The organism is Protofrankia sp. CiP3 (assembly GCF_917627345.1).
Lineage (GTDB): Bacteria > Actinomycetota > Actinomycetes > Frankiales > Frankiaceae > Protofrankia.
Genome location: NZ_CAKJTM010000119.1, coordinates 1 through 12,468 on the forward strand (window position 1 = coordinate 1; position 12,468 = coordinate 12,468).

Sequence of the window (12,468 nt, forward strand, 5' to 3'; positions counted from 1 at the left end):
GCGTCCCGGCCTGAGCGATCAGGCCCTCCAGCAGGGCTTCGAAGACACCGGCGTCCCGCCACTGCCGGAAACGGTTGGACACCGTCGACCAGGCACCGAACTCCCGCGGCATCTCCCGCCACTGCCCGCCCGTCCGGAACCGCCAGACCACACCCTCGAACTGCCACCGCAGCCGCTGCGGGTACGGGCCGAACCCACCGATCGGCAGGTAGCGCTCGATGAACTCCCACTCCTGGTCTGTCCATTGCGCCCGCGTCATGCACGACGGTCTACCCACTCAGGCCCGCTACACGAACGAACCCCACGGATCGATCACAACCCGATACGCGCCCTAGGCGATTTGGGGCAGGCGCTCCTGCGCGGCAGGCTCGTGCCCTGCGTCCGCCACGGACCCGCACCCTGCATCGCACCAGGTCAAGACGCTGTCCTCCCTCGCCGCAGCATTGGTGCCGTCGCGCAATCCGTCAGGATCGATTCTCAGGAAAGACGACTCCCCGAAAATCTGGGTTGAGACATTCGCGATCGCCTATCCTGACCCGGACGGTGACTTGGTGGGAGCGGACCGACACGGCGCCGGGAAACACGGCGCAAGATCGGGCGGCTTGTTCCGCCTGTAGAGGTCCGCCGCGAACGGGCTTGGGGGCGCTTGTTTCGATGAAGATAACGGTCTGTGGTGTAGAAGTGACCCTTAGTTTGCCTTTGCCGCCCGGGCGGTCGACGTGGACGCGGTGAACGCCGCCGGCGCCGATACGAGCGCGGAGGACGGCGGTCGTCCGCCTGTCGCCGAGCTAATGATTGGCGACATCGCGCGGACGCTTCCGAATCCTCCGTCACTCGATGTGCTTGCACGCCTGGCCGAGGCGGGTGTCACGACCTCCACCGATCTGCTCGCCGGCCAGGTTCGACGGGATTTCGACGGCCTCTCCGACGTGGACGCCGCCACGCTGGGGGACCTCGTGGCGCACGCGGCGTTGGCGACTCTGGACCCGGCGCCGCCCCTGCGTGCCCGGCTGGTCGAGGCGGGTCTGCGGACGCCGGCCGATGTGGCGGACATCAGCCGCGAACGGCTCGGGGCGCTGGTGGGTGCCGACCTCGAGTCGCAGGCAGCCCGCGTCCACGCCGCGGCCACGGCTCAGGTGATCGTCCTCGACTCTCTCCGCACCGCCGAACGGGTGGAAGGCCTCGCCCAACCCCGTACAGCGGCACACCTGTCGTCTGCATCGACGTCGTCAGCGGCAGCCCGGTCAACATTGCAGGCGGAGCAAGACTGCGGCTGCGACGACTGCCGTGCGGCGACCAGCCCCCTGGCCTTCCTCGCCGACCTGATGAAGTACGCGACCGGTCGGTTGCGCGACGCGGGCGGTCCGATGACAGTGGACGGCCTGGCCCGGCTGTTGCTGCAGCCGCTGGGCGAGCTCCCGGTCGACTGCTCGAGCAGCGAGGACGCGGTCTCGCAGGTACGTCTCTGCGTGGAGAGCCTGGAGCGGCTGTACCGCGAGCAGTTGCGCGCCGCGCCGGATGTCGGGGTCGGCCCGTATTCGCACGGGATCAGCTTCGTCGTAGCGGCCGACGTCGACGGTGATCGCCAGAAGGAGCTGGTGATCGGGTTCGACGAGACCTGGTTGTCACCTGGTGAGCCGGTGCGGTCCGGTATCTGGGTGATGCGGTTCGACCGTGCTACGAGCCGCTGGCGGCATCTGCGGCCTGCAGCGGATCCGCGCGCCGCGGCTCTGCTGCTGCCCGCCGGCATGCATGCGACGTCCGGCTTCGCGGCCCGCTTACGTGCCGACACCGCACCGCTGCGCGCCGACCGCGAGCAGGTAGTGATCGAGGTCGGGCAGGACGGCGGCCCGGGCGGGCGGTATTGGGTGCTGCAGTACGAGCCGGACGCGGCGTCCGCCGCCGAGGCGTGGACGCATCTCGCGCCGACGGTGTTCAACGGCTTCGGAGCCGATCTGGTGTTCCCGCTGGGCACCCTGACCGGGGCATTCGCCGCGGACGTCGACGGTGACGGACTGGACGAGGTGGTCGGCTACGGTCTCGCCCCGCCCGCGGCGCCGGGCGGTCCGGACCGCCCGGACGCGTTCTGGGTGTATGACTTCGACAACGGCAACTGGGCGTCGCTGGCGGCCCCGGGCAGCGTCGACGACGTCGCCTTCGTCTGCGTCGACCCGCAGTCCTTCGGGCCCAGGCCCGTCCGGGTCGTGACCGCCGGTGATGTCGACCTGGACGGCCGTCAAGAGATCGTGGCGCTCCCGGACGCGCCGGGCAACTTCGGTAAGAACCCATGGGTGATGCGGTACGGCGGTGTGCCGGGGCAGTGGGCGCACCTGAACCCGACGGCCGGGCTGGACCTCAACGCCGACCTGTTGGCCTCGCCGGCGGCCGGCACCTCCGCGCACGTGCTGGTCGGCAGCGTGGCGAGCCGGAACCGGCCGGATGTGCTTGTCGGGCAGGGGGAGTGGCCGGGTGCGGACCTCAACCAGTTCACCGTCTTCCGCTACCAGCCACCTACGGGTGGTGCGGACGCCGACTTCGTGGTGCAGGGTGTGGCCGACGGGTCTGCCCAGCCGCTGCCGGCGGACCTGGCGGTGCTCGCCGACGTCGACGGCGACGGACTGGACGAGCTTGTCATGCTCACGCACCTCGGCCGCAACGACCGCCGGGACGCCTGCTGGGTGCTCAAGCGGGACGCCGCCGGCACCTGGAACCACCTCTCGCCGGTACCGGGTCACTTGTTGGACGCCGATCTGGAGTGGTCTCCGGGAGGCGGGTGGCGGGCCTGGACGGTGTTCGGCGCGGACATCGATGGCGACGGGCAGGACGAACTCATTTTCGCCGGAAACGACACGGCGCAGATCTGGGTAATGAAGTACAGCACCGACGACGGAACCTGGCGGCACGTCTCACCGGTGCTACCGGACGAGTCCGTCGCCCGGTACGCCTTCGCGGCCTACCGGGCTCTGCTGCTCCAGCTCGGCACCTCCTACGACGAGTTACGGGAGGCACGCGCGGCCACGGCCGCCGACCGGCGGGCGCTTGCCGACCGTCTCGGGGTGCGCCTCGGTGACACCCGGCCGGACACGCTCGACGATCTGCTGCTCGACCCGGACACGGCCGGCATGGACCGGTTGGAGATGCTGTTCGGGTTGGCTTCGACCCGCCGCGACCCGCTTACGGACGGCCAGGCCAGCGGTCCCGGCGCGGAACAGGTGGTGCGCTGGCGGCTGGCTGGTGTGCGTTGGGCCGCCGACCCGGTCTCGTCCCCGGTTGCCCCGGACGGCACCGTTCACCTTGCCGTCGCCCGGCTCGACCCCACCCGCGTCGTCGTCACCGCCTACCGCGACGCGGCGAGGACCAGTCCGGTGGCGATGGGCGAGGGCGACCCCGCCCGTCCGCTCCAGCTGCACGAGCTGTCCGGCAGCGGCCTGTCCGGCACGGTCGAGCTGGCCTTCCGCCAGAACGTGGATGGCACCGTGCTGCGGGTCTTCCCGACCGTCGCGATCCACCGCTGGGAACGGCTGCGTGACCTGTGGGACGCCGAGGACCATCCGGACGACCCGTACCGTCCCGGTCCGGCAGCCGTCGGCGGCTCGCCGCGGCGACCTCTGATCAATCCGGCGCTGATCGGCCCGGACGACTTCCGCCTGCCCGTGACCAAGGCTTCGGCCGGCGATCCCGACACGGCCTTCGACATCTGGCTGCGCCGACGCGGCTGGCTCGACGGCCTGCTGAACGACATGCGTGCCATCGGTGACGACATCGACCGGCTGCTCGGCTCGATGCGGGCCGCTGCCGGGCAACCTGTCGACGGCCATCCCTGGCACGCCGCGCCCGTCGACCTCGACGGCCTGGTCACCCAACTCACCGCCGGCACGCCCACCACGGTGCGAACCGCCACCGCCACCGTGGAGGACCGGCTGTTCCTGCCGGTCGACGCCTTCCTGCGGCTGATGGCCCTGCGCACCCGTATCACGGGTATCACGGCCGGGGGAACGCCGAACCCGGCCGAGTGGGCCGAGGCCCGTTCGATTCTGGCCCTGGCTCACCTCAGGTTCCGATTCGACATCTGGCGGGAGGAAGAGCGGGCGGGCGGGATCCACCTCGACGCCGCCAGCTTCATCACGGTCGCACCGACGCCGGCCGAAGGCGACTGGCCACCGGAGCTGCTGCCTGCCGAGCAGCTCGTCGGCCAGCAGCAGCCGCCCATGGTCGACCCGGACCGTCTCGCGCTCAGCGACCTGCCGACGTCGGTCGCCGGTGATGAGGCCCGGGCGCTGTGGCACCACCGGGTCACCGAACTGGACGCGAACGCCACCGCTGTCCTCGCCGCGCGGGCCGGCGGCTGGGCACGGCAGCTCACCACCGCTTTCGGCACCGTCCCCACCGGCCTCCCGCCGTGGCCGCAGTGGATCGCGGCACGCGCGGGCGACCTCGACAGCGCGGCCCCGGTGACCGTCGCGGCGGCCGTCGAGGCGATCCGGGACCGGGCCGGTGGGATGGGCGTGCCCGCCTTCCGTCGCCTCGCCGCCGTCAACACCGTCCTCGCCGATGGGCGCACGCCGCCCGAGTCAGCCCGGGTCGACGCCGAACGGCTCCTCGTCGCCGCACGGAAGGTCAACGTGCTGTACCCGATATGGCGGGCGGAGGAGAACGCTCCGGCCCGGCCACTGCCCTACTGGCGAGCCCGCCGCCTCGCGCTCACCCGATGGCTGGCCAATCAGGAGGACCGGCAGGCATGGATTGCGGCGCTGGCCGCCCGCTGCCGGGCCCCGGCCGTCGACCCCGACCTGGTGTCCATCGCCCAGATCCGCACCGGCGAGATCCCCGGCCTTGCCTCGGACGCCGAGAAGCTTCGGACGGCGCGGGCCGCGGACCTGTACCGGCGAGACCAGGCGCTGCGGGCCGTGCTCGCCGGCACCCCGGGCGACACCCCTGCCACGCGGGTCGACGCGGCCCTCCTCACCGGCCTGTGGACCGACGCCGAACGCGTCGCGGCCCGTGCCGATCTCGCTGCCCGCCGGCAGCCGGGAGCCGCCGGTCAGCCGATCACAGCCGCCCGGCAGGTCGTCCGTCAGGTCTTCGGCGACGACGCGGACCGGTTCGACGGCCTACGGGCCGCCCTTGACGTGGGCGGGGCCGGCGCGGACGACGCCCGCCGGGTCGTGCTCGGCGAACTCGGCTTCACCACCGAGACCGGCTTCCGCACGCTGACCGACGTCCTCGGGCGTGATCCGGCGGACCCCACAGCGGTCACCCCGCAGGAGTGGGCCGCCTTCGACCGCCTGCTCGCCGACGCGTGCCTGCTGCGTTGGCTGGTCCGGGCCGAGCACACCGCCGACGTCCTCGGGCTGCGCCTCGCCGACCGGCTCGCGCCGCTCCGGCTCGGGCTGGCGGCCTGGCGGCGGCTGCTGGCCATCCGTCGCATCGCCGACGCCGGCGGGCCGATCCTCGACAGCGAGACCGACGACTTGGTCGCGATCCTGCTGCGGACGGAGAAGGAACGGCTCTTCGGACGCTGGCAGGAGGCGGAACAGGGCAGCTCCGCGACCGCGCCGATCCGGCTTGGACCGGATTCGTTCTCTCCCGACGATGCCTGGACCGTGCTCGAACCTCGCGCATGGCGGGTCACACCGGCGGAGCTGCGCCGCTGGCGGGAGACGCTGCGTGCTCGGACCGAGCAGCACGACCAGGTGCTCCCGGCGCTGCGGGACGCCGTCGCCCGGGTCGAGGAGGCGGCCCTGCCCGCCTACCGAGACGACCTGCTGGCCGCGCTCCCCCTGCCGGTGGCCATCGGAGCCTGGTCGGGCGCCGACCCCGCCGGTACATATTCGGACTTCGCGGCGGGAACGCGCTGGGCCAGCGACCACCTGCTCGTCGACACCGCCGAGTCCGGCGTCCGGCGGACGACCCGTGCCGCCCACGCGATCGACACGATGCTCACGCTGCTGTGGTCGGTGCGCACCGGCCAGCTCGCCGACACCTACCCGCAGCTCGTCCTCGACGCGCCCACGTTCGACGAGGACTGGCGCTGGATCGGCTCGTACGCCACCTGGCGCTCGGCGATGCTGGTGCACCTCTACCCGGAGAACCTGCTGCGTCCCACGCTGCGCCGCTACCAGAGTCCGGCACTTCGGGCCGCACTGGACGAGCTGCGGGCGGCCCGCCAGCTCACCCCGACCCAGGCCCGCCGGGTCGCCGCCCGCTACGCCGACTACTTCCGGGACGTATGCAGCCTGGACCTCGCAGTCGGGCGGTTCGCCTGCGCGCAGACGGACTATCCGACCCGGCCGGCCGGGCATGATGTGTCCGGAGCCGTCGGCCGCTGCGAGTTCGTTTTCGCGGCGAGCGCCGGTTCGGGCCGGGTCTACTGGTGCGTCCGTGACGCCGCGGCCAGCGCCGCCGAGTCACACCAGAGTTTTTGGGAGGAGCTGACGGCGCTGCCCCAACCGGTGCTCTCGCTGGTCGGCGCGACGCACTACCAGGGCATCCCGTCACCGGCCGGCCGGCGGGGATGGGTGTACCTGTTCGCGTTGGTACCAGCCGCCGCAGGCGGGCGGCGACTGGTCTACACCCGCCGCGCCCTGGATGGCAGCCGGTGGGAGGATGCCGAGGAGCTCGAGACGCCGAGCGGCACCGAGCCGTATTTCGCCCTGCTGCTGGCCGGCTCGTCGTCGACGCCGCCCGCTGTGGGCTTCGATTTCCCCGGACGGCCGGCGAACGACCCACGCGGTCAGCGGTTCGTGGCACGGATGGACCCGGACGGCACCAGGTGGGACGGTGACGGGGTTGTCACCGCGCGGACGGCACCAGGCTGGGACAGCCTCGTCACCCACAACGCCACCAAGACGCCCCGAGCCCTGCTCGCCGGGGATGTGGACGGCGACGGCTACGACGAACTGGTCGTGGTGCCGGCCGGAGTCGGTCCGATCGAGGTGTTCGACCTGATCCGTGATCCGCATGCGCCGGCCGGCCGGCGGTACACGGTGAAGTCGGCGGGCACTCTGGCCACCGAGGTGGAGGAGACCTCGATGGTGTGCGTCGCCGATGTCGACGGGGACAGCGTTGCGGAGATCGTCTGGACCCTCGGAGCGCGGCCCGACGTCGACGGGCGGACGACCGCCGTCATGATCCGAAAACTGGACCTGGGCGACAATCGCTGGAAGCCGCTGGCGGCCTCGGACGTCGAAGGGTCAAGCGTCCGCTGCGCCGCGCACATCAACGCGTTCGCGGAGTTTCTGACACCGGCAAATCTCGACGGCAGCGGGGGAATCGAGCTGGTACTGGGTGGCCGGGCACACTCCGACGTCCTGCCGGCCGGCGGCGAGACCAGGCCGATCGTCAACTCGGGGCCGTCCTGCTGGATCGTCCGGCACGCCGCAGGCGCTTTTACCGCCGCGCCGGAGGTGTTCCGCCCGCATCCCGACTACGACTACCGCTACCTCGTCTACGAACGCGACCTTCTGCGGCTGGCCTTCCGCGCTTCGCCGACCCAGATCATGATTGCGCATCTCGCCGCCGCCGACTTCGACGGCGACGGCCGGAGCGAGATCCTGATCTTCCCTACCGCCCGACGCGGCGACCCGAACGACGACAGTTCGGTAGCGAACGACTTCTGGGTGTGGGACCTGCGGGCCGCGGACGGTCGGCTGGCGCCGCTCGGCCCGGTCGCCGGCAACGAATGGGCCACCGTCGGCGACCTGTCCGGATCCAACATCCCGGTCGGCGCCGTGCTGACGGCCGACGTCGACGGCGACGGACGCCACGAGGTGGTTGCGTTCCCGTTCTCGACCGCCGAGGGTACCGGCGGCCAACTCTGGGTGGCGGACTACCTTCCCGGTGGGCAGGCTGACCCCGCCGTCGGCGGTGGCTGGGTCTTGCTGCCCGGCATCGACCTGTCGGCCGAGGGCTCCCGCCCGGCGTTCGCGGCAGCGGGCGACTTCGACGGCGACGGCCGGGACGAACTGTTGATCTTCGGTAAGGGTCGGAGCTGGGGGCGGAAGTTCGATCCGACGACCCGCGCCTGGACGGTTCTGCCGGCACTCCCAGACAACGGCCCGCTGGCGAGCGTCGGGCTGACGGTGACCGGACAGTTCACCGACGCGCCGGGCACACAGGTCATCGCCGTCCCAGGCACGGTCAGCGCACCGGAGCCCGCCCCGGTCGCCTACACCTGGGGGACGCAGGAGCCGGCGTACGGCGTGACCCGCCGATACGAGTTCGCCGCCGCCGGCCCGGCACTGACGCTGCTCCAGTTCACCCCGGCTGCGGAGTTCGTGGCGAAACCGGCCTGCACCGTTGCCCCGCTGATCCCGGCCCACGGCGGTGGCGGGGTCGCCTGGCGGCTCGATGACACCGCCGACCTCCGGCTACGCCGCCGCACGACGGCTGTGGCCTTCGACCGCAACGGTGACGAACGCGTCGGCATGCGGGTCTACTTGTGGGAGGCCTTCTACGACCTGCCGCTGGCGATCGCCCTGGCGTTGCAGGAAGCCCACGACTACGAGCACGCCCTCGACTGGTTCCGGCTGGTCTACGACTACCGCCAGTCCCGCGCGGACCGGAAGGTCTTCTACGGCCTGGTACTCGACGAGCAGGGCATCAACGAAGAGGCATCCGCAGATCCCGCCGGATACGCACGCAAGCTCCTCGACTGGGTCCGCGACCCGCGCGACCCGCACGCCACCGCGGCGACCCGGCCGCACACCTACACCCGCGGGACGTTGCAGCTCCTCATCCGCTGCCTGCTCGACTACGCTGACGCCGAGTTCACCCGCGACACCGCCGAGTCCCTCGAACGCGCCCGGGTGCTCTACGACACCGCCCACGACCTGCTCGCCGAGCCCGTCCTGCGGCAGCGGCTCGGCGGCTGTGAGGACACCGGCGGAACAGCCCTCGGGAACGTCGTCCAGCCACCGGTCTCGTTGGGCGCGGCGTTCCGTCGCGTCGGCGACGACCGCAACAGCAGCCAGCTGTCCGTCCTCGCGTCCCCCGGCGTCGCCGCTGTGCTCACCCGGCTGGCCGCGGCGGCCGATCTGCCCCCGCTCCCGCACGCCCTCGCCGCGCCGGCGCCGGCCTTCTGCGTCAGCCCGAACCCGATCCTCGCCGCGTTGCGACTGCACGCCGAGCTCAACCTTTTCAAGATCCAAAATGGTCGGAACATCGCCGGGCTGCGGCGCACCGTCGACGCCTACGCGGCGCCGACCGACCAGACATCCGGCCTGCCGATGATCGGCGCGGACGGCGAGCTGGTGCTGCCAGGCCTGCGCGCCGCCGGGCCCACCCCGTACCGGTACCAGACGCTGGTCGAGCAGGCCCGAGCGCTGGCCGGACAGGCCCGTGACGCCGAGGCGATGATGCTCGCCGCGCTTGAAAAGCGCGATGCCGAGGCGCTGAACCTGCTCCGCGCCCGCCAGGAGGTCCGGGTCGCCCGCGCCGGCCTGCGGCTACAGGACCTGCGCGTCAACCAGGCCGAGGACAGGGTCACCCTCGCCCAGCTCCAGCAGCAGCGCGCCGCCTTCGAGGAGGAGCACTACCGCGATCTGCTGTCCGCCGGCCAACTTGAGTATGAGAAGGAGGCTCTCGGATGGCTCGAGGCCGCCTCGCGCTGGCAGATGGCCGCCGCTCTTGTGCATCAGTCGCTTGCGATAGCGCGCGGCCTCCGGGCGTCGGCGTACTACTACTGGAGGCTCTACCCGCAGGCCACCGACATGACTCTCGCGGCAACTGAGGACACGGCTGACGCCCTTTCCGGATTCGCGTCCAACGCGTCCACGTGGTCGCAGTGGAACAGCATGCAGGCGGGCTTCGCCCGTACCCGGCAGGACTGGACGTTCCGGCAGCAGATCGCCCGGTATGAGGGGAACATCGCCGGGCAGCAGGTCACGATCGAGACCGACGGGGTCCGGGTCGCCGAGCAGGAGCGGGCGGTCAGCGAGCTACAGGCCGACAACGCCGAACAGCTCCTGGAGTTCCAGCAGTCCAAGTTCACCAACGTCGAGCTGTACGACTGGATGTCCGGCGTGCTGGAACGCACCTACCGGTGGTTCCTCCAGCAGGCCACCTCGCTGGCCCAGCTCGCAGCTCAGCAGCTCGCCTTCGAACGGCAGGAGGGCCAGCCGCCGGCGATCCAGGCCGACTACTGGGAACCGCCGCCGCAGGGGTTCGCGGCGCTCACGGGGGAGGGCACCGGCCCGGACCGCCGCGGGCTGACCGGCGCGGCCCGGCTCCTCCAGGACATCGCCGACCTCGAGCAGTACGCGTTCCAGACCAACCAGCGAAAGCTGCAGCTCACCAGGACCCTCTCACTCGCACAACTCGACCCGCTGGAACTCGCCCGGCTGCGCACCGACGGGATCATGACGTTCGCCACGCCGATGCGCCTGTTCGACCAGGACTTCCCCGGTCACCACCTACGCCTGATCCGCCGGGTCGCGGTCTCGGTCGTCGCGCTGATCCCGCCGTCCGAAGGTATCCACGCCACCCTGTCGTCCACCGGCGTCTCCCGGGTCGTCGTCGGCCCGGAGGTCTTTCAGACAATCGTGCTACGCCGTCCGCCCGAGTCGGTGGCACTCACCGCGCCGATGAACGCCACCGGAACGTTCACCTTCGAGCAGCCGACCGGGATGCGTGACCCGTTCGAGGGTCTCGGAGTCGACACGACCTGGGAACTGCGCCTGCCGAAGGCGTCGAACCTGTTCGACTTCGCCACGATCGCGGACGTCCTCCTCACGGTCGACTACACCGCGTTGGACAGCGTCGACTATCGGTCCCAGGTGGTGCGTGAACTTGACCGGACACGAGATGGCGAACGCGGGTTCAGCCTCCGCCAGGAGTTCCCCGACGCCTGGTGGGACCTCACCAACCCGGAGGCCGTCGACACTCCGATGCGGGTCTCGTTCACCACCCGCCGCGCCGACTTCCCGCCCAATCTCGACGAGCTCGTCGTCGAGCACGTCGCGGTCAGCCTCATCACCGAATCCGCGCCACCGGCACCCCTGTCGACGGTGACCCTGCGCTACACCGAAGCCGGCACGAGCGCGCACCTCGGCGGCCCGGGAGCACTTGTCGACCGGCTGGTGAGCACCCGCCGGGCCAACGGCGGCCCATGGCTGTCCATCACCGGCAAATCCCCTCTCGGCCGCTGGGAACTCGGCCTTCCCGACACCGAGGACGTCCGCGCCTGGCTGGCCGCGGGCCAGCTCATCGACATCCTCCTGGTCGTCAGCTACCGCGCCCAAACCCCGGCCTGGCCGGCGTGACCTGAGTTCTCCGGACCACCGGAGACGCCGACGTGTGACAAATCCTATCCGGGAGAGCGATCGATGGGCCATTTCGAAATGACGCCGCGTTCCATGGTCGCTGTCCTGGCGGCGGCCGCGCTGTGTGTGTCAGCGTGCGGTAGCAACGGTAAGCCCGGCCCGAAGGCATCGGCCACAAGGACCCCGGCGACGCCCTCCGTCACCGCGTCGGCAGCCTTTACCAGCTGCGAGTCCCTCGACGCCCTCACCACCGGGACGACAATCAAGATTGCACCGCCGCCGAAAAACAGCTTCCAACCGCCACTCATGGACATCGCCGCCCACCCGTTCACCTTGACCAACGGAACGACGACCAGCGCCGGTGAGGCGAGGACGGAGAACGGCGGCAAGGCCGGTGGATCCAACGTCGAGATACGAGTTAATAATCTTCTGTTGTCCATCGCCGTCGGGCAGGCGATGCAAGCCGTCCAGATCTCCTTCGGCGAATACGGCGGCAATCTGAACCTCCGCATCAACAACACCCTGCAGAATTTCGACAACTTTTCCGCAATGAACGGCAAAACGGTTGGCGGCGTGACGATTCAGGTGCCGAGCGGCGGATTTGGCAACGACAAAGGAGTCCTGCGGCTCATCGGAACGATAAACGATCTTGCTGTCGGCGGTCAGGAACTGTGGATCGACAACATCTGCTTCGACAAGTAAATCGTTGGAAGCGGGGCCTGCCTCGGCCGGGGCGACGAGGAGCCTCAGTGGCCCCGGCGCCGTTCCCGACACCAGATTCGATATCCCCTTTCGATGTCCCTGGCGAGCGCGTAGCCGGAAATAGCGACCGTCGCAGTCCAGTTCGCAGCACACCGTGGCCGGTTAGAATCCGTAATGAAATAACCTATTCAGAAAGTGGGGAGATCGTGTAGTTCCACTCCCCATGAAAAGAATCCCGTTGAATGGGGATCGCCTCTCGCTGCTCTTTCGTAATCTTGATCTTGGTTGGATAGTCTGCAGGGTCGAGTTCACATCGGACCGTCAGACCGCTCTCCGTGGTCGTGTTCGAGATGAGGTTGACGACCACCTCATAGGAGGTGAGTGGTCTTCCACGCCAGTTAATGCTGATCCGGGAGAACAGCCTATGCTCGATCTTGTTCCATTTCGAGGTGCCCGGCGGGAGATGAAAGACCGTGATCTCAAGTCCAGTCTCAGCGGCAAACTT

General features: G+C 70.2%; 3 protein-coding genes and 1 pseudogene. 2 read left to right on the forward strand and 2 right to left on the reverse strand.

The genetic code is table 11. The features are described from left to right. Positions 1–259: transposase (locus MJ797_RS23360; protein WP_239341256.1), on the reverse strand; the 259-nt coding region annotated here is incomplete at its 3' end. Between the two features lie 469 nt (positions 260–728). Between MJ797_RS23360 and MJ797_RS23365 the strand changes: the two genes are divergently transcribed. Both MJ797_RS23365 and MJ797_RS23370 read left to right on the forward strand, forming a co-directional pair. Beyond that, positions 729–11,261 carry a neuraminidase-like domain-containing protein gene (locus tag MJ797_RS23365; RefSeq protein WP_239341259.1) on the forward strand — a complete coding sequence of 3,511 codons (10,533 nt, stop codon included), beginning with the start codon at positions 729–731 and terminating at the stop codon, positions 11,259–11,261. A 63-nt stretch (positions 11,262–11,324) separates the two neighbouring features. After that, positions 11,325–11,963 carry a hypothetical protein gene (locus tag MJ797_RS23370; protein WP_239341262.1) on the forward strand — a complete coding sequence of 213 codons (639 nt, stop codon included), beginning with the start codon at positions 11,325–11,327 and terminating at the stop codon, positions 11,961–11,963. Between the two features lie 184 nt (positions 11,964–12,147). Here the strand turns inward: MJ797_RS23370 and MJ797_RS23375 are convergent. Further along, positions 12,148–12,468, reverse strand: a pseudogene (locus MJ797_RS23375) (ISAzo13 family transposase); the annotation flags it as partial.